Here is a 26880-nt window from a genome sequence, read left to right as displayed (position 1 = left end):
ACGCTGTATAAAAATTTATTTAAAATGTAATATACAATTTATACTCAAATTAGCATATTACAGTATGTGCAATCATTTGAAAATTTCGTAATGGTTAACATAAACAAACACCATGTATGATTATATACTTGAGACTGGCTTAGGTCAACAGGAAGATAATTGTAATGTTTGAACTTTTCTACATAAAAATACTATTTAAATAGTATGCATTTCAATTGAAAATAGGTTAGCTTTGCTCGAACTTATTAATTGTACGACCCTTGTAGGTAAATATACTGGTTTAAGGGCACTTCTGTACAAACTTATCTAAATGGGTTACTCCTAAGATATTTATTGAATTTGAATAGGTTCTTTATAGTTAATATAGTACGCGAGTGTAATATATATATATATAGTTGCGAAGCTCGGTTAGAAATTGATGCTAGAAATAATAGGTGAAGAAAAAGTATTGTAGCCGACACAGCTACAGGAAGTTGTTGTGAGTATTAACTCGAGACAGGATGCCTTGTTAATACGGCCGGCGGAAGTACTTGTTCTTCACCGCAATTATTTCATCGTCAATTTCGTGAGCGAGTAATAGATATATATTGCACGGGAGTACTATTTAAGCAGTTTAATATCAATATACTATTTTTTGTTTTGCAACAGTTTCTGGTCAGAATCAACAATTCTCCTACAAATTCAAGCAAATATCCTTAATCAAGTAACCCATTTATCTAAGTTATACTCGTGTACCAATAAAAGCAATACGTATTTTACGTGAAAACTAAGTTTTAAATAAGCTAGTATAACATGATAACTTAACGCGTTGTGATAACTAATTATTGAAACATACATGATAATCTAGAAATTATTCCTCATTCATGCCATTATTAATTATATATCTAAGCATTGCAACAATAGGCTTATAATAAAATAGTAAAATTATTGGTATGAGCAGCAATGTCAGGCGACCTATTGTGCTATTAGCAAAAAGTATTAATAAGCCAAGCCATCTGCTTTTACCAATGTACTTTCCGTATATTTGGTTTATGTTTATAGTTTCACTATAAACTCTTCCTTCACTTTCAGAAGGATGATTATCAATAGAAACAGTTACTTTTCCGGCTTGAGATAATTGTACTCTTGCAATGCTTGCCTCTCCATTGGATTCATAGATTACTATATCTCCTATTGAAACCTTGATATCATTAGTTTTTTCGAAAAACACTAAATCGTTATACATAATAGCAGGATACATTGATTCTGATTGAAATACATAAGGAATAACCCTAAATATTGCTACTTCTTTTCTGGCTGTAGATATAGAGATTACAAGTACTATTACGTTAACAATTATAAATGACAATATTAAAATAAATAATAATGAGTTTAATATTCTAGTCAAAATTCTGAGTCTTTTATTTGGGTCAATTATATGAGTTATAGTTCTTTTGAACTCAGAATCAGGTTGCATTGTAATTATTACATCATCAGGTATATCATAATCCATTTCATAGAGTGAAAAGTTATAATATTCTGCATTTGTTATTCCTTTTGTAATTATAATAAGAATACATATTATGGAAGCAAAAATCAAAATAGAAAAATATTTAGAAAATTTAGATAAGATATAGATATTTTGAAAATTGCTTATATCGTTTATAAGACTGTAATAACCAAGATAACGTTTTAGAACAATAATTGAAATGACAGAGAAAAGAAGTGCATAATTTGATATTATACCTTTTTTAAAATATAGTGAAGCGGTCATAGAAACAATCATTATAAAAATAAAATCTATTAAACCTAAAGCAAAAATAGGAATAATATACTCAAATACTAATGGATATTTTAACAAGGTAGTTAGAAATAGCATTAATAAAAAACCAAACCCATAAATAAAAGTTATCGTTATCAGTCTAGCATACAGCTTTGTTAGAATCATTTTAATAGGACTAAAGCCAAACTTTATAGGAATATACCATTTGTTGTTTCGTATTTCATCAAAAGTGAGAAAGTTATAATTGGTAGCTAAATATGATACAATAAAGAGATAAAATAAATCTACATAAATAAATAGAGTACTAAAACAACTTGGGCTCATATACTTTGGTACAGCGTCAGATAGTACACTTTTTTCAAGAGTTCTAAGAATATAATGAAATGCAAAAGAAACCAATGCAAGAAACAGGGCATATCCAAGACGCCTTTTATTACTAATTGAATGGTCAAAATAAGATTCTGTCAATTCTTTAATTAATATGCTTTTATTGTATATCATAATGTCTCATCAATCCTTGAATTGAATTTTTAATGTTCTTTTTATTTTTCATTACAATGGCAGGATCTATTTTAAAGGACGCTAATGCATCAAATAGAAGTGTGCCTGCTTTCTTACTATCTGTATTTGTAATAATTTTCAAAATATTATTTTCTATTAGGTACTCAAATTGTGGCAGAGCATACTTAAGTGATTGTACTGTATAGTTTAAATTCTCTGGTTCAATCAAAAAGGTTACTTTGTCATATTCAAGAAATTTATTAAGAGTATCATTAAAAAGTATTCTGCCTTTATCTATATAACATATATGGCTGCTGATAAATTGAGCAAGCTTATAGCACTGTGTACTAACAATTAAGGACTTCCCTAAATATGGAATACGTGAGGTCAATTTGCTTATTATTTTTATTTCTTTTGGTGAATAGTGAAGCTTCGGCAGATTAAAAATAATTAGTTTACTATCGCTTAACATTGCAGCAGTTAGTATAACTATGGATTTTTCCTGATTAGTAAGCATAGAGATTGGAGTTAGGCATATATAACCCATGTCTGAATCTAAAAGGTAATTAAGCAGATATTCCTGCCTGTCAACAGAATTCCTATTTGAATTGCTTGTAATAAACATCAAATATTCTAATACGTTCATATTCCCATAAGCCATGCTGGTACTTCCAATATAAAATACATGGGGGAGGATGATGCTTTTTTTCTTAGTGGTGTCAAAGCCTGCAATCATTAATTTACCTTTCTCATATGCTTTTGCATTGGCCATAATTTCAAGTAATAGCTTTATTTCATATACAGAACTTCCAAGTACAGTCCATAGTTCACCTGTATTTGCAGAAAAATTAATATCTTTTAAAACCTGTTCAATTGGCAGATTAGGCTCCTGTTTACTTGCATAATATTCGTTTGAATAAAGATTTTTCAATAGTATTATAGGAAGCTGCATTTAATTAACCTCTAAATAAAATAGTTAGTATAATTTCATAACAAATACTGCCTTTATATTTTCTGGTGACAAAAGGTTAACGTCTGGGGTATTGCTAGGATTATCTCCTTTTGTTCTATATTTAATACTGCCCTCATTAACAACTTCTATTATTCTATGGGTAATTATTGCTTCTGCTTGAGAAAAGGTAACAATATCGCCAACCTTAAGTGTGGTTGCGTCAGCAGGCTTTTTTGATAATATTATTGAGCCGGTTTCAAGAGTTGGTGACATACTTGCAGACCTAATAATATACAGCTGATACCCAAAAATCTGAGGAGTTTCACCGGAGTGTTTTGATATAAATACAGATATTAGCGTACTAAAAAGTAATAAGTAAATGAGAGTATATATTGCAAATTTAACTAACTTGTTTCTTTTTGATTTAATATTTGTACGCTTTGCTTCTTCAATTTCGATTCTTAATAGTTCAATGTCTTTTTCAGTTGTATATTTATTCTTTTTCATTTTTATCTCCGTAACCATAATACTCTCGAAAAATTAATATATTGTATTAGTATACTCAAAATAACTGCAGTTTATTTAATGGATTCTTGCATAAAACTCATTCAAAACAAAAGTTAATTCCTTTCGAAAAATATTTTTTGAATAAATAGAATATTAAACTTGCATAGTTTAATATTATGTATTAAAATAGCATTATTGAAAATGATATTTGGGGGATATATTTATGATATATTATGAAACTTTGTCAGCAGATGACCTAAAAAATGAAATTGAAGCTTTAGAAAAAAGATATAATGCATTTAAAGAACAAAAGTTAAAGTTAGATATGACAAGAGGTAAGCCTTGCTCAGAACAGCTTGATATTTGTATGGATATGCTTGATATTCCAGCAAAGGAGCTTCGTAAAGCTTGTGACGGTACTGATTGTTTTAACTATGGTGTTCTTGATGGGTTACCAGAAGCAAAAGCACTTTTTGCGGAAATGTTAGAAGTTAATACAAATGAGATAATTATTGGTGGTAATTCAAGCTTAAATCTTATGTATGATACTATTGCAAGAGCAATGTCTCTTGGTGTTATGGGGGGAACGCCATGGTCAAAGTTGGAAAAGGTAAAATTTTTGTGTCCTAGTCCAGGATATGACAGACATTTTGCTATTTGTGAATTGTTTGGAATTGAAATGATTGTTATTGATATGAAGCAGGATGGCCCTGATATGGATGCTATTGAAAAGCTTGTTTCAGAGGACGAGACAATAAAAGGTGTTTGGTGCGTTCCTAAATATAGCAATCCTGATGGAATTACATATTCAGATGAGGTTGTTAATAGGTTCGCAGCATTAAATCCAAAAGCTAACGATTTCAGAATATTCTGGGATAATGCATATTGCGTTCACCATCTCTCAGATAAGCCTGACATGCTCAAAAATATTTTGACTGCATGTAAGGAAGCTGGAAATGAAAATATGGTGTACATTTTTGCTTCCACTTCAAAGATAAGCTTCCCAGGTGCAGGAGTTGCTGTAATGGCATCAAGTGTTGACAATATCAATAGCATAAAGAAGAGTTTAACAATTCAAACAATTGGACATGACAAAATAAATCAACTGAGGCATGTTAAGTACTTTAAAGATGTTGATGGTATAACTCTTCACATGAAAAAACATGCTGCTATACTAAAGCCAAAGTTTGATATGGTTTTAGATATACTGGAAAAAGAATTAGGCGGAAAAGAAATAGCTTCTTGGAATAAGCCAAATGGTGGATATTTTATTAGTCTCAATACATTGGATAATTGTGCTCAGGAAGTTGCGAAATTAGCTCAAGAGGCTGGTGTTGCCCTTACTAAAGCAGGAGCAACTTATCCATATGGAAAAGATCCTCGTGATAAGAATATAAGAATTGCGCCTACGATGCCTCCAGTAGAAGAATTAAAAAAGGCAATTGAGATTTTTGCAATTTGTATTCAATTGGTTAGTGCAAAAAAATTCTTAAAATAAAGAAATTCTTAAAATAACTTGAATGAATAATTAATAATGCTATATAATTTGAATAAGAGATTAATTCTCAATGTTTTCTCAAATTAGTTTTATAAAAATTTATTCGCAACGCCGCCATATTACGCTTTAATTAGTGTAGTATAAGCGGCGTTGCGATTTTTGTGTTGAAAATGCTAAGCCATTCTAAGGTGAAATTATCGTACTGGTACTTCAGTAAAAACTTATCTAAATGGGCTACTCACAAGATATTTGTTGAATTTGCAGAGGTTGATAATGCCTTACCACATTCAGCATCTGCTTCATTGTTATCGGTGGCTGTTGCAAAACAACATTTTCTATATACTGATGTCTTATTACAAGAAATAGTACGCGAGTGTAATATATATCTAATTGCGAAGTTCGGTTAGAAGTTGATGATAGAAATAATAGGTGAGAACAAGTTTTGTAGCCGATACTGCTACAGGATTTAGCAGTGAGTATTGACCCGAGACAAGGAGATCGAGTATTATACGGTCGGCAGAAGTGCTTGTTCTTCATCGCAATTATTTCAGCATCAATTTCGTGAGCAAGCAATAGATATATATTGCGCGGGAGTAATATTTAAGCATTATATTATTGATACACATTATTTCTTGTTTCACAACTGACCCTAGTAGAATCAACTGTTCTTCACTTAAAATTCAATCAAATATATTTATCCAAGTAGCCCAATTATCTTAGTTGACTCGCGTATCAGTTAACAATAAGTATTTTATCGAAAGTTCAGTTATAGTAAATAGCATAACGAGTTAATCTACTCAATATTTGGTCATCAAATAACTGATAAGCTTGAATTCATATGTGCTTTAAATATAAGTTAACAGAATTAGAGGAATTTATAACCTAAAAGTAGAATTATGTGTTTAGTAAGATTATATTTAGACATTAAATTTTATAAAGAGGCAAAAATTGCTTCTTGCTGCTATAAGTGGTTTGGCAGTTAGAATATCCAGCTTCTTTAAAACGCCTCTTATGAAATAAAATTTTTATATAATTTTATATAATTTTATACCGAAAAATTTTATTTTGAATCTAGGCATTATAAAAAAATTTTCGAAATGAGGTGCTGTTATGAATATTACTTTTTTAGGAGCAGCAGAAACGGTAACAGGCTCATGCTATTTAGTTGAAACAAAGGAAACAAAATTTTTGATTGATTGCGGTATGTTTCAGGGAAGTAAAAATGAAGCTATACTAAACAATGAACCATTCTCATTTAATCCAGAAGAATTAGATTTTATGCTATTATCACATGCGCATATTGATCATAGTGGCAGAATTCCAAAACTTTATAAGGACGGTTTCAAGGGCACTATATATGCCACAAAAGCAACTGTTGAGCTTTGTGGGATAATGCTTCCTGACAGTGGACACATTCAAGAGATAGAAAATGAATGGACAAACAGAAAGAGACAAAGAGCTGGAAAATCTTCTGTTAAGCCCATTTATACAGTAAAAGAAGCTACAGAATGTCTAGCACTATTTAGAGGTGTACAATACGGTGAAGTTTTAAGAATCAATGATGATATTCGAGTAAGATTTAATGATGCAGGGCATATACTTGGTTCAGCAATTATAGAAATCTGGATAAATGAAAATGGAAATGATACTAAGATTGTATTTAGTGGTGATTTAGGAAATAAAGATATGCCTATTCTTAAAGATCCTACTTTGATTAGCGATGCAGACTATTTGGTGGTTGAGTCCACTTATGGTGATAGACTTCACACTCATAGTAAAGGGCCTGAAAGAATAGAAGAGTTTATAAATATAATAACAGAAACAGTTGCAGCTGGAGGGAATGTGGTAATACCTTCTTTTGCAGTAGGCAGGACTCAGGAAATCATATATGAATTAAATAAGTACATGGATGTTTACAGTGACAAGGTTAATAAAATATTAGATTTGCCGGTTTTTGTTGATAGTCCTCTAGCTACTTCTGCAACAGAGATATTTAGAAATAATCTTGATTGTTTTGATGAAGAAGCAAAAGAGTACATAGCTAATGGAGATAATCCTTTGGATTTTCCCACACTTAAATTTACACAGTCTCCTGAGGAATCTAGGAAGCTTAACGAAAGAAATGACAGTATAATTATTATTTCAGCAAGTGGAATGTGTGATGCAGGTAGAATAAAGCATCATTTAAAGCACAATCTTTGGAGAAAGAACAGTACTATTTTATTTGTTGGTTATCAAGCAGAAGGTTCACTTGGAAGAAGAATTATAGACGGTACTCCAAAGGTTAAAATATTTGGAGAAGAAATATCCGTAAATGCCAGGATTGAAGTAATAGATGGGTTCTCTGGACATGCTGATAAAAAAGGTCTGCTTGATTGGATCGGAAGCTTTGCACATAAGCCTAAAAGAATCTTTATTGTACATGGTGAAAAGGAAACGATGCCAGTATTTGCACAAACTATTACTGAAAAGTATGGCATTAAGTGTATAATCCCTTCTAGGGGCGATAGCTTTGTTGTAAGTCGTGATAATGTTTATGAGAATGTTCCTAGTGCAGAAATGCTGCATAGATTCAAAAGACTTACGGTTGTTAATATGCTTGAGAATTTAAAAGAAGAGTTCAACGAACTTACTCTTATTCTTAAAAATGACTTAAAACAAGAAAAATCAGATGTTGAAATTGATGAAGTAGCTGCAAAACTTAAATTAATTGAAAAAGCATTTGTTGAAGCACTAAAATAGCTTGAAGTAAAATAATCAGAAAGAAATTTTTTATATCAACTCAACTTTCCATTAATAAGTTGTGTACATATAATATTAGAATGTAAATGATTCGTTAAAAATAAACAAAAAGCAATGAACTTTCTCATGGCTTTTTGTTTATTTTTATTGCTTAAAACATAGAAAATTCAAGGGATTGAGCAATGTTGACCAGTCGAAAGTAATAAGCACTTTAGGTATATAATTTCTGTATAGGTAGTGTCAGAATCTAAATTTTCGGATATTTTAAAAGTATTGAACAATTGACAATAATTTGATTTGTTTGTATAACATTTAGGGGATAAAAAATACAAGTGTTCAAGCATATTATTTGTATTTGTTTTTAATTTGCAATATCATGGGGGAAATAATTAATATGAAAATATATAAGTTAAAGAAAAAGAACTTTTTTTCTTTAATTTCAATTTTGCTTTGCTGTGCGTTATTGTACTGTTCAAATAGTATTTTTAATATAACAGGATTAGTAAGTAATAAAGTTGAACTTTTAAAAGAAAAAGAAATGAAATATATGTTTGGTGAAATTGGAATATTAAGTGATAATTATTCTTATGAAAATACAGCAGGATATATTGCCGATAATATAATAAAATCTCAGCAGGATGCCATTAAAATATCTGAAAAAGATGCTTCTTCATTTAATGGGGGATATCAAGATTATTTACCCCAGAAGAGTAAGAAAACAGGCTCCATTAAGTCAATGAGTGAATATGTAGAACAATATAAAAAGTATCAGAATATTTCAAACCAACTTAAAAAGCAAGTTGAAGAGGATTCCTATAGACATAAGTATTTTGATTTTTATTATATTTTTAATTATGAATATACAATGAATGCACTAAAAAAATTGGATAATGTAATTGAAAAAACTGCCAAGGCTCAAAAAATGCCAAAAGCATTACTTGCATCAGTATTATTTAGAGAAATGATGTTTTTAGGGCAAGAGGATATTCTTGACGGAGTTAAATTTATTGGCGGGAAATCAATGGGCATCTGTCAGATTGGTGTTGAAAATGTTCGCTATAATGAATATACTGTTCATGGAAAAGACTCGATAGTAGCAAATAAAACTGATGATGAAATTATTGAAATGTTGCAGAATCCAAACCAAGCAGTTTATTTTTGTGCAGTTCAACTAAGGGCAAGGGCTATAACACTAACTGGAAACAAGCAAATTGATCTACACAATTTAGATGTTGAGCAAATACATAAAGTATTAGAAGAGTACAATCAATCAAGAATTCCAAAAACAATAGGCCCAGTTAAAACAAAAGAAAGGTATGCACAGGAAACATATCAGTATTACAAAATCATATCTGAACTATATAAATGTGAAGCAAATAGATAGCGTTTATTCTAAAGCTTTTTGTCTATAGATGTAATTTTTATATTTATGTCAGAATAAAGTGTAATTTAAAAAATACACTTTATTTTTATATTAATTTGTATTAAAATAGTGACTGAAGTTCGTAAGCAAGCTATTTAGAAATTTAAGGCTAATTGTTTAAGACGTAAAATGGGTTGTAAAAAAATTTTTTGGAGGACGGTTAATATGGAAGGTCAGTTGTTATTGACGCTATTACCTATTGCGGTAATAGTATGTATGCTTGTAATTTTTAAGAAATCAGCAGATGTCAGCGGTATTGCTGGTTGGTTATGTGTATCTGCTGTGGCAATTCTATTTTTCAAGACTTCTTTGGAAGTAGTTCTTAAATCAACTGCATCAGGTATTCTCAGATCATTTCCTGTTTCATTAATTGTTTTAACTTCTTTATTTATGATGGCATATATGGAGAAGTCAGGGGCATTAAAGAGAATTATTATTTTTATTAAAACAATATCCAGTGATAACAAAGCAGTTCAAATTATGATGATAAACATAGGTTTTGGTACATTAATGGTATCGGTAGGAGCTACTCCTGTTTCATTATTACCGCCCATCCTTTTAGCTATGGGATATTCAACAAAGGTTGCAATAGGGTTACCTGCTATAGGATATGATTCACTTTGTACATACTCATTATTAGGTGCTCCATTAGTTGCCTTTTTGGATTTTGCAAATAGATATTTAGGTCCGGGTAACGAAATTACACCATCCCAGGCGGGAAGTGTTTTTTACTACTTCTTACCTTTAGTATCAACCTTGATTGGTTTTTGCATGTTATATATAGTTGGTAAATGGAAAGGTATTAAAGAAGGCTTTTTACCATGTATTGTAACTGGAGGTACTATTGCAGTTGTTGCATATTTTACAAATAAGGTTGACAATTTGGTAACATTAACAGGTGTACTTTGTGGTATAGCAGTAATACTTGTAATGGCATTGTACCTTAAAGTAACGGGTAAAAAACTATTTGACAGAAGCAAGCTGACAGAAGAAGAAATAGCTTATGAGAAGCAGTATCCACTTTGGAAGGCATTAAGTCCTTGGATTATATTAGTAGGCTTGATTTTAGCATTGAACCTACCTAAACCAATTTATGATTTCCTTTATAATCTTACGCTTCCTATTAGCGGCATTTCAGTAGATGGAAAACCAATTGCAACTAGAGCTTTGTGGAATGCATATACCTGGATAGCTGTAGCTGTATTTTTATCAATGTTTGTTATGAAACCAAAGCTAACAGAGGTTAAAGAATCTGTTAAGGTTTGGTGGAAGAGAGCTCCAAGACCTGTTTTCTCTGCTGCAATATTCTTTGCAATTGGAGAAATAATGAATTACTCTGGTTGGAGCATGGAAACTATGAAATTTGAAACAAACAGTATGATTAAGGTATTAGCAGAATCATCAGCTAGCGCATTTGATAACGCATATGGATTTATTACAGGATTTATTGGAATGTTTGGAGGATTTATTTCTGGCAGTGAAGCATCTACGATTGCTATGTTTGCCAACTATACAATGGAAACTGCAAGTAAGTTGAATTTAGGAACGAACGGATTAATTATTGTTACAGCGGCTTTGGCTTTCGGAGGTGGATTAGCAAGTGTTATATCTCCAGCGAAGTTACAGAATGCTGCTGCTTCAATTGATAAGTTAGGTGAAGAAAATAAAGTAATCAAGATGGCATTTATATTTGCACTTATTTTAATTACTATAACCTCAGTATTTGCATTGATGTTATTAAAGATTGGCGTAAGTGTTTAATTTACATATATAAATGACTCAAACTTCGTAATTTGAAATTCTATTGGTGCGGTAGAATTATCTTATAAAATAACTACAATATAATATATAAAAAATCTTCCGCACCTCCATTTTTTTAAAAAGTAAGCAACAAATTGTATTTTTGGTTATATATATTGACACTGGTTTTCAAGCTTGTGTCATTTATTATTTTTTTATAGATTTCATATAGTAAATTTTAAGGAAGACTGTACAGATGTATTTTTATGCAAGTGCTATAGCAATTGACCAATATTTAGTATTATAATAGTATTATTACAAAAGACATGTAAGGAGAAAATTTATGAATAAAATAGGTTTTATTGGAACTGGCGCTATGGGTTCGGCAATGATTAAAGGAATTATAAAGGCAAAGCTTCTTGAACCTTCAGATATTTATGTATTTGATACAGATAAAGAAAAGTTGCAGATTTTTTGTGAAGAAACAGGTGTAATAGCTGAGGCTGATTCATTGCAGCTGACCAAAAAAAGTGATTTTGTTATATTGGCAGTTAAGCCTAATGTGGTTAAGACTGTTTTATCTGAAATAGCTGGAGTATTTTCTGCGGATAAGGTTCTTATCAGCATTGCTGCAGGAATTCCACTAAAGACATATAAGGCAGCATTAGGTGATAATAAAAAAGTTATAAGGGCGTTGCCTAATACCCCTGCTATTATTGGTGAGGGAATGACACTTATAAGTTTTGATGAAGCTGTCAATAATGATAATATTAATGATGCTATTAGTATACTAAGCGCTCTTGGTAAAGTAGAATGTATGGAGGAGAGGCTTATGAGCGAAGTGGTTGCTCTTACTTCAAGCAGTCCTGCATATATTTTTATGTTGATTGAAGCAATGGCTGATGCAGCTGTACTTTCCGGTATTCCTAGACAAACAGCATATAGACTTGCATCACAAGCAGTTGCAGGCAGTGCAAAAATGGTAGCTGAAACTGGAAAACACCCTGGAGAACTGAAAGATCAAGTGTGTTCACCAGCAGGGACAACTATTGAAGCCGTTGCTGCACTAGAAAAGAATGGTTTTAGAAATTCTATAATACAAGCCATGAATGAGTGTACAAAGAAAGCTCAAGAACTTGGAAAGATATACGGTTAATGTGGTTGGCAGGTTCTATATGAACTATAAATATTGCTATAAAGTATGAACAATACTAAATTTTAAACCCAATTTTAATATAAAAGTATTATAACTCAGTTGATATACATAGTATGGAGGCGTATGAAACAGATAGAAATATATACGGATGGAGCTTGCTCTGGTAACCCTGGTCCTGGTGGATGGGGAGCTATACTAATGTATGGCAAACATAAAATTGAAATGTCTGGTTTTGAGAAAGAAACTACAAATAACAAAATGGAATTGACGGCTGCTCTTGAAGCCTTAAGAAAACTCAAGGAGCCTTGCAGTGTAAATTTATACAGTGATAGTGCCTATTTGATAAATGCTTTTCAACAAGGCTGGCTTGATAAATGGATTAAAAACGGATGGAAAAGAAATAAAAATGAAGAAGTAAAAAATGTAGAACTTTGGAAAGAGTTGGTTAGTCTTTCTAATTATCATAGAATTAATTGGATAAAAGTGAAAGGACATGCAGACAATGAATATAACAATCAATGTGACAAGCTTGCTACCACTGAGATTAAGTTAAATAGCAACCTTTAAACTTATTAACAGCTTTAGCACACAATGCTTTTTAATTATATTCATTAGCTTAAGAGAGTTGAATTTATTTGGCAGAGAGTTTTAAAGAGAGATTTAAAGAGAACTTTAAATGGATAAAATAAGCTTAACCGGACTGTTGCTGTAAGAGTAAAAACAGCAATTTTGAAGAACAGACAAACATACACATTCAAACATTCAACAAACATTCAATGGAGTAAAATTTAATGCAGAAAAATTTAATGCAAAAAATTTAATGGAGGAAAATTTAATGGAGTACACTGAAAAGACTTTAAAAACTGAAGATATATATAATGGTAACATAATTAAGGTACAAAAACAAACTGTTAGTCTTCCAAATGGAAAAGAAGCGACGAGAGACATTGTTTTACATCCGGGAGCTTCTGTTGTGATACCTATAAATGAAAAAGGCGAACTATACTTGGTAAAGCAGTTTAGAAAGCCCCTTGATATTACTACTTTAGAGTTACCTGCCGGAAAGTTGGATTCTGCAGAAGAAGACCCAAAGATTTGTGCAGAAAGAGAATTAATGGAAGAGACAGGACTAAGAGCAGGAAAAATTGAGCATTTAATTAGTATTCATACAACTCCTGGTTTTTGTAATGAAGTTATTCATATGTATACAGCAACAGAATTGACTCAAGGAGAAGCTTGTGCTGATGAAGATGAATTTTTAGATGTTGAAAAGATTCATGTAAGTGAGTTAGTTGATATGATATTAAGCCACAAAATAACAGATGCAAAAACAATAATAGGGATCCTAATGGCAGAGAAAATAATAAAGGGAAATAAATAATGATTATGAAGTTTATAGTTCATTAATGTACTATATTATGTAATATAGCTAATGTAATCAGCATATATTTTATTAGCATACTAATTATAATTTAATATTAAATGGCATAAAAATATTAGTTTATTTTTATTTTATAAAGTGTAATAGTAATAGTTTAGCGCATGATTTAGATATATATCAAATTTGCGTCATATAAACTGGTATTTAATATGCATATTAGTATGTAAAAAATGTTGGAGGATTACAGCGTGATACATAAGATTGGCAGGGTAATTCAAGTTAACATAAAAGAGAATAAGTATACATTTTTAGGCTTATTCTTATTTTACATACTAGGTATAATTTTGGGAGCCTTTGCTGTTAATGATTTGGATTTACAGCAGCAAGATGATATGACTAAATATTTGAATGGATTTTTAAAACTCCTAAATAACAATGAACTTAACAGAATGTCACTATTTAAAATGTCAATGATAGATAATTTTAAAACAATAGCAGTATTTTGGGCTCTAGGATTTACTGTTATTGGTATTCCTATATATTACATAATGATAGGTATGAAGGGATTTACAACTGGTTTTAGTTCAGGAGTTATTATGGGGGTATTAGGAGTAAAGGGAATTATGGTATCTGCTATTTGCTTTTTACCAAAAGAGATTATCATAATACCTTGCATAATTGCACTTGGTGTAAATGGAATAAGACTATCAAGAACTATTTTTAGAGCATGGATAAAAAAGGCCAACAAAGATGAAAATATAATTGCACAAAAGATAGGAACCTATAGCTTTTTAACGATATTTTTCTCAATATTTCTGTTTTTTGCAGCATTATTTGATGCTTATATTTCTTCTGGGACATTAAATATACTTAGTAGGATAGCAAGTTAATTATCTATTTGATGAAATTAGATATAAATACAAAATAATCCTTTAAAAATAGAAATATTTGTATTAGAATATTAAGTATAGAGCATAAATATATTATGAAAACTAATGTTAGGTTGAGATTTGTAGATTTGAATTAGGAGTTAATTTTAAATAGAAAATAAAGGAGTCGTTGTTTGATGGAAGTTCACATAGAACCATTTATTAATTTCCTTGAGAGAGATAAAAGATTGTCCCTCAATACTCTTCAATCATATAAAAGAGATATTGAACAATATATTCTATATCTAAATGATATTAATATTACAAATATTGCTATTACAAATAAGACTACTGTAATTGCATATCTTTTGCATTTACAAAAGAAAGGTAGGGCAACCTCCACTATTTCTAGAAACTTGGCTTCTATTCGATCTTTTTATCAATTTCTATATAAAAATAAAGCTATAGACAATGACCCTACTAATGATTTAGAATCTCCAAAAGTAGAGAAAAAGCTTCCTCAGATACTATCCACCCAAGAAGTTGAATTACTTCTTGAACAACCCAAGTGTCTTGATTTAAAGGGTATTAGGGATAAAGCAATGTTAGAATTGCTTTATGCAACAGGTATTAGAGTATCAGAGCTTATTTCTTTAAATATAGAAGATATAAATTTAGAAAATAGTTATATTAAATGTAACAAGGGCAACCGTGAGCGTACTATACCAATAGGAACTATTTCAATAGCAGCATTAAGAGAATATTTAACTAAGTCTAGAAGGTTGCTATTACAAGATGCCAATGATAATGCACTTTTTGTAAACATTAACGGTAAAAGGCTTACAAGACAAGGTTTTTGGAAGATAATAAAGCATTATAAGAATCAAGCAAATATTAATAAAGACATTACACCTCATACTTTGAGGCACTCATTTGCAGCACATTTGCTGGAAAACGGTGCAGATTTAAGATCAATTCAAGAGATGTTAGGTCATTCAGATATTTCCTCAACTCAAATATATGCTCAAATGGCAAAGAACAAGATTAAAGAGGTTTATAAAAAAACTCATCCAAGAGCTTAATTTTGTATTATATGGGGACACTCATTATGGGTAGTCCCTTTTTAATTATTTAATAATATATGAAAAAATATATAAAATATTGCATATATAATATTAAGCGTTTATGAATGGAGGAAGCAAAATGAGAATGTATGATATTATTGAAAAGAAGCGAGATGGATTTGAGTTAAGTATAGAAGAGATAGAATATTTTATAACTGAATACTGCAATGATAGAATTCCTGATTACCAAGCGTCTGCATTGCTTATGGCAATTTTTCTAAGGGGAATGAATGAAAGAGAAACAGCAGACTTGACTAATGTTATGGCTCATTCAGGGGATATGATAGATTTGTCTGATATACCTGGAATAAAGGTTGACAAGCATAGCACTGGTGGTGTTGGTGACAAAACAACCCTTGTTTTGGCGCCAATTGTTGCTGCTTGCGGTGTACCGGTAGCCAAAATGTCGGGCAGAGGCTTGGGGCATACTGGAGGAACTATTGATAAATTAGAAGCTATACCTGGATTTAATACTAGTATCTCTCGTGAAGATTTTATAAAAAATGTTAAAGAAATAGGTATATCAATTGCTGGACAAACAGGCAATTTGGCACCAGCAGATAAGAAGCTGTACGCTTTGAGAGATGTTACTGCCACTGTTAATAATATATCATTAATTGCAAGCAGTATTATGAGTAAAAAACTAGCATCAGGTGCTGACAGAATTATATTGGATGTAAAAACAGGCAGTGGTGCATTTATGAAAAACCTTGAGGACTCAGTTAAGCTAGCAAAAGAAATGGTTAAAATAGGAGAAAATACTGGCAGACGTACAGCTGCAATAGTAACTGATATGGACATTCCACTGGGCTTTGCAGTTGGAAATTCTTTAGAAATAATTGAGGCTATTGAAACATTACAAAACAGAGGCCCAAAGGATTTGATGGAGGTATCCTTTGAATTAGCTGCTAGAATGCTTGAACTCTGTGAACTGGGAACATTTGATAAATGTATGAATATGGTTCTGAAAGCTGTTGAGAGTGGAAAAGCTATTTCAAAGTTTGCAGAAATGGTAGAAAGGCAGGGAGGAAATACGGATATTATCAATGACTATAGTCTTTTCCCACAGGCTGAATATAAATATGATTATGTATCTCAAAAAGCTGGATATATTGAAGCAATGAAAACTGACACAATAGGTGTAGCTTCCTTAGAACTTGGTGCTGGCAGAGAGACAAAGGAAAGCAGTATAGATTATGCAGCAGGAATTTTGTTTAAAAAGAAAACTGGAGATAGAGTAGAAAAGGGAGAAGTAATTGCCACTCTTTACACAAACAAGGAGGAAAAGATACAGTCTGCCTGTTCATTGCTGGATAGGGCTATTTGCTTCAGCGAAGAAAAACCACAATTAAAACCATTGATTTTAGCGTATATTGATAATAAGTCTTCTACTTAGCTTAAATTAAAATAAACATAAAATAATTCAGCATAAACAGAATATACCACTATGGTTTTGCATAAAGATTAACTAGGACTAAATCATATATATACACTATATAGTTAATATTGGAGGGACCATAGTGAAAAGAAATATAATTATAGTATACATTTTAGTTATGGCAATAATTCTAAGCGTGATGCCTATTAATGTATTTGCTGACTTCAATGAAGCGGCCGTTGAGGCATCGGCTAAATATGATGAAGTAGCTGTTAATAAACTTGTAGCAAAAACAAATGTTCTGGATTTAAAAGCAAAATCAGCTGTACTTATGGATGCAGCTTCAGGAAAAATACTAACTGAAAAAAATAGTCACGAAAAATTAGCTATAGCCAGTGTTACAAAGGTTATGTCAATGCTTCTGATAATGGAAGCTATAGATTCAGGAAAGCTATCTTTTGATGATAAGGTTCCGGTATCAGAATATGCTGCTGGAATGGGAGGTTCACAAGCGTATTTAGAGCCAGGAGAGGAATTTACTGTTACTGAAATGCTGAAGGCTTTGGCAATTCATTCTTCTAACGATGTAACTGTAGCGCTTGCAGAAAAGGTAAGCGGAAGTGAAGAGGCTTTTGTGGCTGATATGAATAGAAAAGCCGAAGAACTTGGAATGAAGGATACTCATTTTTTAGACTGTACAGGTTTAGAAGATGAGGGATATAGCTCTGCACATGACGTTGCAATTATGTCAAGAGAATTGATTGTAAAGCATCCTAAGATTTTAGAATTTACAGGAATACGACATGATACCTTTAGAAATGGTACTTTTAGTCTGGATAATACTAATAAGCTGATTAGGTTTTATGCTAATACAGATGGACTTAAAACTGGTTTTACAAATAAAGCAGGCTTTAATTTAACAGCAACAACAAAACGAAACAATTTAAGATTAATATCAGTTGTTTTAGGAGAGCCTGATTCTAATACAAGATTTGCTGAAGCTAGAAAGCTTATGGACTATGGTTTCGCAAACTATGAGGTTGTTAGTTTAGATAAAAAGGGTGAACTGGTAGGGAATATATCTGTGAAGAAAGGCACAAAACTTATTGTTAGTGCTGCTTATGGAAGTGATACAAGTGTTTTGGTTGCAAAAGGTGAAAAGGGCAAAATAGAAAAGGAAGTAGTACTCACACCTGAATTGACAGCACCAGTTGAAATAAATCAAAAGGTTGGCGATATTATTTATAAAATAGATGGTAATGAAGTTGGAAGATTTGACTTAGTTGCAAATGAAAATGTGAGTAGAATATCTTTCGCAAAGTTGTTTACTAGATTAGTTTCTAGATGGTTTAATTTGGGGAGAGCGTAACATAGCTCTCCTTTTTAATTAACTAAAGCTTCAAAGCGGAATATACTGTTTAAAGCCTAATAATATCAAGTGTGGCAGCATTATCAAATGAAAAGAACATAATTTATTAGATAAGATTTCATTTGCTAAGTAAGTTTGTTACACAACAAGCTATTGATAATTCTACAACAAAAATAGATTATTATGTGCAAAATTAGAGTGCTTAATATTTTAACTTTAAAGTATTCTAAAGTCATAACTTTGAATAAGTTCAATTTGTACCTTAGTATCGTTTTCGTTTAAGATTAAAAGCCTTAGTATAGGCTGTTTTTTGTTTTCAATAACAAAATCCATAATTTGTATTGTAAAAGTTTTGGCAAATATGAGTGTCGTTCTATAAAAAAAGTCTTATTAAAATATTAAATACAAAACTAATTATAGGGTTAAGTATTTTGCCTAGAATACCAGTTATTGCTAAAAGTATAAATATAAACATTCCGTATTGTTCTAAAATATTGAAAATACGATATTTCCAAGTGTTAAAAAGGTTTGTAATCACATGGTATCCATCTAATGCAGGAAGTGGCAGTATGTTTAATGAAAATAGTACTACGTTAATATATGCTGAAAATAAAAGCATATTACCTATAATATCTTGTAACTGTTCGTTTGCTGAAAAAGCATTTGAATAATTAAATATTTTCATAAGAAATATAAACGCTGAAGCTAGCAACAAATTGGTCAATGGGCCTGCAATTGAAACTAGGATACTATCTCTTCTAAGATTCTTATAATTCCTTGGATTTGTCATTACGGGTTTAGCCCAACCAAAACCTGCTATAAGTATCAAAATAAATCCTACAATATCAATATGAACTCTTGGGTCTAGAGTGATTCTTCCTTGTGAACGAGGGGTAGGATCACCTAGTTTATCTGCCACTATAGCATGTGCAAATTCATGCAATACAAAGCCTAAAAGAATTCCCGGTAAGGTCATTAATATATTCATTAAGCCTTCGGGTGAAAAAATATCTCTACCAAACATGAAATTTCCTCCTACTATTGATAATTAATTGTACTTCAATATTTTATAAATGTCTACAATATGCATTTAATAATATTGACTATAATCATTTAAGGACCAAGCCTTCACGCTAAGATATTTATATCGTAGGTCTGTTGGAAAATAAGAAATCTTTTTGAGATAACTGAATAGAAATATTTCCAGTACGGTATATATGGCTAATACCAAAATTGATACCGAAATAATAACAGTATTAGGAAAATATTACACTGATTTTATAACGAAAAAATAAAAAAATATAATCTATTTATTGCCACAGATTATTGTAAACATTAATACTATTATGATAAACTAGAGTAGTTCGTTTTATTTAGGTTAATAAAAAAGGGGGACAGAGTCCATGTCAGCACATTAGTCTTAATAAGCAAATGTGGAGGCAAGGATAAAAGAATGGAAAGCTCTCTTACAAAAGCATGTACATTAAAGCTTGACAATTTTGAAGGTCCATTTGATTTATTATTTCATTTAATTGAAAAGAATCAAATGGATATTTATGATATTCCGATAAATGTAATTACCGACCAGTATTTGGACTATTTGTATGATTTGCAAAGCCCAGATTTAGAGGTAGCCAGTGAGTTTCTTGTTATGGCTTCAACACTTTTACATATAAAGTCAAAAATGCTGTTACCAGACAAAAAAGAAGAAAAGCAAGAGGAAGTAGACCCAAGAGAAGAACTTGTCAGGCGATTAGTTGAATATAAGCGTTACAAAGAATTTGCTACTGAGTTAAAGGAAATGGAAAAGATATGGGAAAAAACAGTTTATCGATTACCAGAGCCTTTAGACATACCAATAATTGAAGAAGTACTGGAAATAGACCCGCAAGTTCTTAGAAAACAATATATTGCAATACTTGAAAGAAATAAGAAAAAAATAAACGTTGGTGCAAAAAATATTACAAAGCTTATTGAACATGAAAAAGTTTCTCTTAGAAGTAAAATAAGAGAAGTGGTTAAGTACTTAATAAGTAAGACTTCATTTGTGTTTTCAGAACTTTTTTCATTGAAAAGCAGGTCAAAAACAGAGGTTGTTACAGGATTTATGGCAATTCTTGAACTTGCTAAAATGAAGAAGGTAAAAATAGTTCAGAACAAGCAATTTTCAGACATACATGTTATTAGTAATACAGCTGAAGAAAGAGATGAACATCACTTGTATAGTGAAATTGAAAACAATATTAAGGAGTTTTAATATTCATTATATAAACTGCGATGTTTTGAACATCTTCAAAATTTAACTAACAAATATGAAAGTATGTTTGTGAGAACAAGCGAAAGGAAGGAAGTTAGATGGACATTAGTACTATGGAAAGCATTATTGAGAGTCTTATTTTCTCATATGGTGATGCTTTACCATTAGACAAAATTTGTGAAATACTTGAATTAGATAGAAAAACAGCTCGAAACTTAATTAAAAATATGATGGACAATTATAATAATTCTAATAGAGGAATTATTATAAGAGAATTGAACGATAAATATCAAATGTGCTCTAAACCTGAATATTTTGAGTATGTATCTAAGCTTTATCAAATTAGACAAAAACAAGCTTTATCCCAAGCAGCTTATGAGGTGTTAGCAATAATTGCATATAATCAGCCTCTTACTAAAGCAAAAATTGAACAAATACGAGGAGTTAATTCTGATAGTGCTGTTACAAGACTTCTAGAAAGGAATCTTATAAGAGAAGCTGGAAAGCTAGATGCACCAGGAAGACCAAGACTTTATGAAACTACTGATGAATTTTTAAAGTGCTTTGGCTTTAAATCAATAAGAGATTTGCCAATGCTTGATATTGAAGATTTGAGCCAGTTAAATTTAGATGAACTTATTGATGTAGGTAATTCTAAATAGTGTAAACTATTGAATAGTATGTGATTTAAACGTAAATAAAGTGTCAAAAATAACCAAGAGGTGATTTCTCTTTTGGTTATTTTTTTTGTGTGTTTAACAATAATTTTAATGCTTATATTTATTTTCCAGTACAAGTTTAAAATAGGAGTGTCAATTTTTATGGAAAATTTAGCTTGTACTGTTTATATAACCATATACTTTTTTGGAGATAAGCTTAAAAAAAAGATAGCTGTTTATCCTAGGGATAAGAAGAAGACAAAAAAAGTAGATAAAAAGTCTCCGAAAAATGAAAAAGATATTAAAAAGCTTACAAAAAGTATTTTTAATATATTAGAGATTTTAGAGGATTTTAAAAAAAGAATTATATTAGAAGAACTAAGCTTTTATTTAAAAGAAGGCACAGGAAATGCCTTCAATACAGCAATATTATATGGTCTAATTTGGAATTTGTTTGGAATGTTTCAAGCAATTATTATGAATTCATTTACTGTACGAAATAAAGATATAAAAATAGAAACTGACTTCAAAGAAAAAGTTTGGAATTTAAACTTCAGTTGCATAATTAGCATAAAAATTGTAAACATTATACTTATGTGTAAACAACTATTAATAATTTATTTAAAAAATAGAAAAGGTGGTGAAGCTGATGTCAGACCATCCAATAGAAGGTCTAATGACTACAGCAATGCAAAGTATTAAAGAAATGGTGGATGTAAATACTATTGTTGGAGATGCTGTTCAGACACCTGACGGAACAGTAATAATTCCTATATCTAAAGTTTGCTTTGGATTTGCGGCTGGAGGTGGTGATTACGGACAGCAATCCAATGGAGCTAATTCAGATTCAGAAGGTGGAAGCAAATTGCCATTTGCAGGAGGAAGCGGAGCAGGTGTATCTATTAATCCTGTAGCATTTATGGTATGTGGTGAAAATCATGTTAAATTACTCCCTGTAGATATGAATACTTCATTAGACAAAGTACTAGATTTGATTCCAGGATTAATTGAAAAAATTAATGGAACAATAAATTCAAAGTTATCAAATAAGAAGGAGCACAGCAATAAAAAGAAAAATAAGGATGATGATAAGGATAAAGAAGATTATGAGGAATAATTTAAACTGATAGAGACTTGTTGTAAAACAAGATAAATATAATCTATCAGTAAATTGCTAAAATAGTGTCATGTACAGTGTATATCTATGGATTGCTTTGAAAACGATTCTAAATATTAGCCACATAAAACAACACTTATAAAATTAACAAGCGTACTGTCTTGGGTTATACTCACAGCTGATTACTTTTGCTGTGCTAAATACAATAATTTTTTGACTGCCATTTCTAGTAACTATTCCAACTGGCTACTCCATTGATATATACTGCTACTGCTTATTGTTTTTGGTAATAAAGATATATACAAAATTTTTCAGCAGCCCATCTATTTAAACTTTTTATTGACTCTAGTAATAATGAATAATAAAATACATGTGAGTATTTTAAAAAGGATGACATTACAATGGAAGAAATGAGATTGCAGAAGTTTTTAGCCCACGCTGGTGTAGCCTCAAGAAGAATGGCTGAAAATTATATAAAGCAGGGAAGAGTTGCAGTAAATAACAAGATAGTTACGGATATGGGCGTTGTTGTAAAAAATACAGACAAGATTACTGTGGACGGAAATCTAGTAGAGTGTAAAGAAGAAAAAATATATATAATGCTACATAAACCTACTGGATATGTTTCGACTGCAAGAGATCAATTTGGAAGGCAAACTGTTTTAGACCTTGTGACTGATATTAATTGTCGTTTATATCCTGTTGGCAGGCTTGATTACGATACATCAGGACTTATAATATTATCAAATGACGGGGATTTTACATATAGATTAACTCATCCGAAGCATGAGATAAAAAAGGTTTATGAAGCATTGATTTCAGGTGTTCCACAAAAAAATGAAATTAAAATGTTTGAAAAGGGACTTAAAATTGAGGACTATATAACTTCTCCTGCAAAAATACATATAAAGAATGTCATTGGAAATAATGCGTTGGTGCATATAACAATCCATGAAGGCAAAAACAGACAGGTTAGAAAGATGTGTGAAGCTATAGGCCATAATGTTCTTACCTTAAAAAGAATTTCGATAGGACCTATAGCTCTTGGTGATTTACCAGAAGGAAAATGGAGAAAGCTTACAGCTTCAGAGTTAAAAAGCTTATATTAGTAATTGTAATAATTCTGAATTGTATTAATGGTTAAGCCTGCTAAAATTACAGACAAAACAATACAGATAATTAAAAATACAATCCCAATGATAGCAAGAATTCCTTGTATTTTAAAGTACTTATTCAAGGATGTAAATAATTCATTTAGAACATGGGGATTGCTGTTTAGCTTGTAGTTTTTTAAGTAATCAGAACCCTTAATGAGAGCTATTCCAGCAAAAATCATAGGTACTCCAATCGCAGCAGATATAATACCTAAACAAGAAATTACGCCTGCAATAATAGTATATATACCCATAAATTTCATCCAACCTGATAAACTATCAATCATTGAATTTATATAAAAATTATTTTGAGGAATACCATTTGCACCATAATAATATTGCTGATTCATATTATTCTGTGGATTACTTGAATTATATAAACTCTGTTCATTTATATTTCCTTCATTAATATTGTCTTGCATATGATTATTAGAGTCAAATTGATTGTCCATTTTTACACCCCTTAAAATTTTATTTATAAATATTATAAGTAGATTATAGCATTAGTAATCCTGTAATAGAAGAAAAATTTATCATTAATTGACATTAATTGGATTTAACATTGCCCTCCTTTAATTAGAAAGTTTGCGTTTACTAAGACTGTAAAGATTACCATCTAACCACTAACTATACTCACTTGTGTTTATAAAAATTGTTAATCCTACCATGTAAAAAAGTGTTTACATGTAAATATTTGTCAATTTATTTAGGAGTTATTTGTCTAAAATACAGAATATATTTGTTTTAAAACAGCCTTGACACTGTGTTAGTACATAATATATAATAATTATCACTAGGTAATAATAACTAATACTAATAATGTTATAAAGAAAAATAATTTTCTTAAAGAGGTGATTTGCATATGTCACAGTTTGATAAAATCGAAAATTTAAAAAGTTTAAAGAACTCAATCTCATTAGGTGGTGGGCAGGACAAAATTGATAAAAGACATGCTGATGGGAAGCTTACTGCAAGAGAAAGAATAGATTTGTTATTTGATGAAAATAGTTTTGTAGAAATTGATGCTTTTATTGAGTCAAGATGCTTTGACTTTGGTATGCAAAAGAAAAAACTAGCGGGTGATGGTGTAGTTACTGGATATGGAACAGTAGACGGAAGAAAAGTATTTGTTGCATCTCAGGATTTTACAGTTATTGGTGGTTCACTTGGGGAAATGCATGCTAAAAAAATTACAAAGGTAATGGATATGGCACTAAAAATGGGAGCTCCATTTATTTCAATTAATGATTCGGGTGGAGCACGAATAGAAGAAGGTCTTGATGCACTTTCAGGATATGGTGATATATTCTATAGAAATACTCTGGCTTCTGGAGTTATTCCGCAAATATCAGTAATTATGGGGCCTTGTGCAGGTGGAGCGGTTTATTCTCCTGCAATTACAGACTTTATTTTCATGGTAGATAAGACCAGTCAAATGTTTATTACAGGACCTCAAGTAATTAAATCAGTTACAGGAGAGGATGTTACTGCTGAAACTCTTGGTGGTGCTGATGTACACACGGCTGTTAGCGGTGTTGCACATTTTAAATGTGCTAGTGAGCAGGAATGTATTGAGGACATTAAGATTTTGCTTAGCTTTATTCCTGACAATAATGTATCTGATACTATGTATTATGGTGTAACTGACGATGCTGACAGATTAGTTGAAAGCTTAAATGAAATAATTCCTGAAGAATCAAATAAAGCATATGATATGTATGAGGTTATTAGCCAGATTGTTGATGATGGCAATTTCTTTGAAATACAGAGTTATTTTGCTCAAAATATTATAATAGGTTTTGCTAGATTAAATGGTAAATCTATAGGTATTGTTGCTAATCAACCAAAAGTAATGGCTGGTTCATTAGATATGAATGCAGCAGATAAGGCTGCTCGTTTTGTTCGTTTCTGTGATGCCTTTAATATCCCATTAGTTTCATTGACTGACGTTCCAGCATTTTTGCCTGGTGTGGCACAAGAGCATAATGGAATAATCAGACATGGTGCTAAACTTCTATATGCTTTCTCAGAGGCTACTGTACCAAAGGTTAATGTAATTTTAAGAAAAGCATATGGTGGAGCATATATAGCAATGAACAGTAAAACTATAGGTGCTGATATGGTATTGGCATGGCCTTCTGCAGAAATTGCAGTTATGGGACCGGACGGTGCAGCAAACATTATATTTAAAAAGGATATCGCTGCTTCTGAAAATCCTGCGGAAACCAGAAAAGAAAAGATTTCTGAATACAGAGATAAGTTTTCAAATCCATATGTTGCTGCTGCAAGAGGATATGTTGATGATGTTATTGAGCCAGCAGAAACAAGAAAGAGGATAATTTTAGCTCTTGAAATGCTAAATACAAAGAGAGAAAACAGACCTGCTAAGAAGCATGGAAATATACCTCTTTAAAGAATAATAATATTTGTGTATGAGTTTAATACATACCGCAGAAATTTGGTGTTTTATGAATAGTAATTTAATAATTAAAAAGTTTTTTATGAAATTATTATTTTTCAAAAATTAAATAAAAATTTATGATGGTGTGAATTAAAATCTAATTTAGATAAATATAATTGTGATATATGTTTTCTTAAACAATTTATATCGAGATAAAGGCGTAAATGGGGTATCAGCTGAAAACTTATTTGTACTTGTATAGTATGTTTTTAAGATTTCTTAAATAGCAACTATATCAACTAATAATATAGTATTTAATACTAACATAGTATGTTTTTAATCCCCAAAACTGCAAGTGGTTTTTGCCAGCGTAGAAGTAAGCTAAGCGAAAATATGTGGTGAAACCACACAAAGATTAAAATTAATATTTATGCCGAAAGTAGGCGTAGGAGGTAAAGATGAGTAAATATATTATAAAAGTTAATGGAAATCCATATGAAGTTGAAGTTCAAGAAGTAGGAGGCACAGCTTCAAGGGCTTCTGCACCAGCTACAAAAATGCCAGCTAAGGCAGCTGCTCCTCGTACAGCAAAGGTAGCACAAACTGCTTCTGGTAATGCTGGAGAAGTAATTGCACCAATGCCTGGAACTGTTCTAAAGTTGAAGGTGGCTAATGGTGAAACAGTAAAAAAAGGTCAGGTTATTTTAATATTAGAAGCAATGAAAATGGAAAATGAGATAGTATCAACAGCAGATGGAAAAGTTACACTAAATGTTAGCGAGGGTCAGGCTGTTGTTGCTCATGAAGTAATGGCAACTGTTGAATAACAAGCAATGCTAAATAAGCAATTTATTAATTAATAAATCTTTTGAAAACCCTAAAACTATCTT

23 protein-coding genes are annotated in these 26880 nt (G+C 31.0%); 18 read left to right on the top strand and 5 right to left on the bottom strand.

All coding sequences use genetic code 11. From position 1 onward, the window contains the following. Positions 1-850: 850 nt before the first annotated feature. The 3 genes from EHE19_RS10380 to EHE19_RS10370 are packed head-to-tail and all read right to left on the bottom strand — an operon-like array spanning position 851 to position 3722. Positions 851-2263 carry a S24 family peptidase gene (locus tag EHE19_RS10380; RefSeq protein ID WP_137696003.1) on the bottom strand — a complete coding sequence of 471 codons (1413 nt, stop codon included), beginning with the start codon at positions 2261-2263 and terminating at the stop codon, positions 851-853. Beyond that, complete coding sequence (locus tag EHE19_RS10375; protein WP_137696004.1) at positions 2250-3215, bottom strand: hypothetical protein; 966 nt, start codon at positions 3213-3215, stop codon at positions 2250-2252. The genes EHE19_RS10380 and EHE19_RS10375 overlap by 14 nt, the downstream gene beginning before the upstream one ends. 24 nt (positions 3216-3239) lie before the next feature. Further along, positions 3240-3722, bottom strand: a complete 483-nt coding sequence (locus EHE19_RS10370; protein ID WP_137696005.1) for a signal peptidase I — start codon at positions 3720-3722, stop codon at positions 3240-3242. A gap of 223 nt (positions 3723-3945) precedes the next feature. On the opposite strand from EHE19_RS10370, the gene EHE19_RS10365 reads away from it, so the two are divergent. From EHE19_RS10365 to EHE19_RS10310, 11 genes are all read left to right on the top strand, one after another. After that, the gene (locus EHE19_RS10365; protein WP_137696006.1) at positions 3946-5220 is read left to right on the top strand and encodes an aspartate aminotransferase type Ic; all 1275 of its coding nucleotides are present in this window, start codon (positions 3946-3948) and stop codon (positions 5218-5220) included. A gap of 1110 nt (positions 5221-6330) precedes the next feature. Then, the gene (locus EHE19_RS10355; protein WP_137696007.1) at positions 6331-7962 is read left to right on the top strand and encodes an MBL fold metallo-hydrolase RNA specificity domain-containing protein; all 1632 of its coding nucleotides are present in this window, start codon (positions 6331-6333) and stop codon (positions 7960-7962) included. Between the two features lie 394 nt (positions 7963-8356). Continuing rightward, entirely contained in the window at positions 8357-9346 is a 990-nt protein-coding gene (locus EHE19_RS10350; protein ID WP_137696008.1) for a hypothetical protein, read from the top strand. A 204-nt stretch (positions 9347-9550) separates the two neighbouring features. Continuing rightward, complete coding sequence (locus EHE19_RS10345; RefSeq protein ID WP_137696009.1) at positions 9551-11146, top strand: L-lactate permease; 1596 nt, start codon at positions 9551-9553, stop codon at positions 11144-11146. Positions 11147-11468: 322 nt separating this feature from the next. After that, positions 11469-12281, top strand: coding sequence for a pyrroline-5-carboxylate reductase (gene proC, locus EHE19_RS10340; protein ID WP_137696010.1), 813 nt, complete (start codon positions 11469-11471; stop codon positions 12279-12281). A 123-nt stretch (positions 12282-12404) separates the two neighbouring features. Continuing rightward, positions 12405-12848, top strand: coding sequence for a ribonuclease HI (rnhA, locus tag EHE19_RS10335; protein ID WP_137696011.1), 444 nt, complete (start codon positions 12405-12407; stop codon positions 12846-12848). Positions 12849-13116: 268 nt separating this feature from the next. After that, the gene (locus EHE19_RS10330; protein WP_137696012.1) at positions 13117-13662 is read left to right on the top strand and encodes an NUDIX domain-containing protein; all 546 of its coding nucleotides are present in this window, start codon (positions 13117-13119) and stop codon (positions 13660-13662) included. 248 nt (positions 13663-13910) lie between these two features. Continuing rightward, positions 13911-14552, top strand: a complete 642-nt coding sequence (spoIIM, locus tag EHE19_RS10325; protein ID WP_171003478.1) for a stage II sporulation protein M — start codon at positions 13911-13913, stop codon at positions 14550-14552. A 176-nt stretch (positions 14553-14728) separates the two neighbouring features. After that, entirely contained in the window at positions 14729-15613 is an 885-nt protein-coding gene (gene xerD, locus EHE19_RS10320) for a site-specific tyrosine recombinase XerD (protein ID WP_137696014.1), read from the top strand. A gap of 121 nt (positions 15614-15734) precedes the next feature. Next, positions 15735-17051 (top strand): pyrimidine-nucleoside phosphorylase, encoded by a 1317-nt coding sequence (locus EHE19_RS10315; RefSeq protein ID WP_137696015.1) that lies wholly within the window; start codon positions 15735-15737, stop codon positions 17049-17051. Between the two features lie 124 nt (positions 17052-17175). Beyond that, positions 17176-18402, top strand: a complete 1227-nt coding sequence (locus EHE19_RS10310) for a D-alanyl-D-alanine carboxypeptidase family protein (RefSeq protein WP_137696016.1) — start codon at positions 17176-17178, stop codon at positions 18400-18402. Between the two features lie 373 nt (positions 18403-18775). Here the strand turns inward: EHE19_RS10310 and EHE19_RS10305 are convergent, their stop codons facing one another. After that, positions 18776-19426, bottom strand: coding sequence for a site-2 protease family protein (locus tag EHE19_RS10305; RefSeq protein ID WP_137696017.1), 651 nt, complete (start codon positions 19424-19426; stop codon positions 18776-18778). Positions 19427-19855: 429 nt separating this feature from the next. Between EHE19_RS10305 and EHE19_RS10300 the strand changes: the two genes are divergently transcribed. From EHE19_RS10300 to EHE19_RS10280, 5 genes are all read left to right on the top strand, one after another. After that, the gene (locus EHE19_RS10300) at positions 19856-20659 is read left to right on the top strand and encodes a segregation and condensation protein A (protein WP_137696018.1); all 804 of its coding nucleotides are present in this window, start codon (positions 19856-19858) and stop codon (positions 20657-20659) included. A gap of 98 nt (positions 20660-20757) precedes the next feature. Further along, on the top strand, positions 20758-21321 hold the full coding sequence (gene scpB / locus EHE19_RS10295; RefSeq protein ID WP_137696019.1) for an SMC-Scp complex subunit ScpB: 564 nt from the start codon (positions 20758-20760) through the stop codon (positions 21319-21321). A 159-nt stretch (positions 21322-21480) separates the two neighbouring features. Next, positions 21481-22020, top strand: coding sequence for a DUF2953 domain-containing protein (locus EHE19_RS10290; protein WP_171003479.1), 540 nt, complete (start codon positions 21481-21483; stop codon positions 22018-22020). Then, on the top strand, positions 21968-22435 hold the full coding sequence (gene ytfJ, locus EHE19_RS10285) for a GerW family sporulation protein (RefSeq protein WP_137696021.1): 468 nt from the start codon (positions 21968-21970) through the stop codon (positions 22433-22435). Before EHE19_RS10290 ends, ytfJ begins: the two co-directional genes overlap by 53 nt. 401 nt (positions 22436-22836) lie before the next feature. Further along, positions 22837-23544 carry a pseudouridine synthase gene (locus tag EHE19_RS10280; protein ID WP_137696022.1) on the top strand — a complete coding sequence of 236 codons (708 nt, stop codon included), beginning with the start codon at positions 22837-22839 and terminating at the stop codon, positions 23542-23544. On the opposite strand, the gene EHE19_RS10275 is transcribed toward EHE19_RS10280, so the two are convergent. After that, the gene (locus EHE19_RS10275; protein ID WP_137696023.1) at positions 23541-24041 is read right to left on the bottom strand and encodes a DUF5362 domain-containing protein; all 501 of its coding nucleotides are present in this window, start codon (positions 24039-24041) and stop codon (positions 23541-23543) included. The genes EHE19_RS10280 and EHE19_RS10275 overlap by 4 nt on opposite strands. A 410-nt stretch (positions 24042-24451) precedes the next feature. Between EHE19_RS10275 and EHE19_RS10270 the strand changes: the two genes are divergently transcribed. Both EHE19_RS10270 and EHE19_RS10265 read left to right on the top strand, forming a co-directional pair. Beyond that, positions 24452-26002 (top strand): acyl-CoA carboxylase subunit beta, encoded by a 1551-nt coding sequence (locus EHE19_RS10270; protein ID WP_137696024.1) that lies wholly within the window; start codon positions 24452-24454, stop codon positions 26000-26002. A 446-nt stretch (positions 26003-26448) separates the two neighbouring features. Further along, positions 26449-26817 carry a biotin/lipoyl-containing protein gene (locus EHE19_RS10265; RefSeq protein ID WP_137696025.1) on the top strand — a complete coding sequence of 123 codons (369 nt, stop codon included), beginning with the start codon at positions 26449-26451 and terminating at the stop codon, positions 26815-26817. The last annotated feature ends 63 nt before the right edge of the window (positions 26818-26880 follow it).

This window comes from Ruminiclostridium herbifermentans (assembly GCF_005473905.2).
Lineage (GTDB): Bacteria > Bacillota > Clostridia > Acetivibrionales > DSM-1351 > Ruminiclostridium > Ruminiclostridium herbifermentans.
This window is presented reverse-complemented; position numbering and strand designations above follow the sequence as displayed.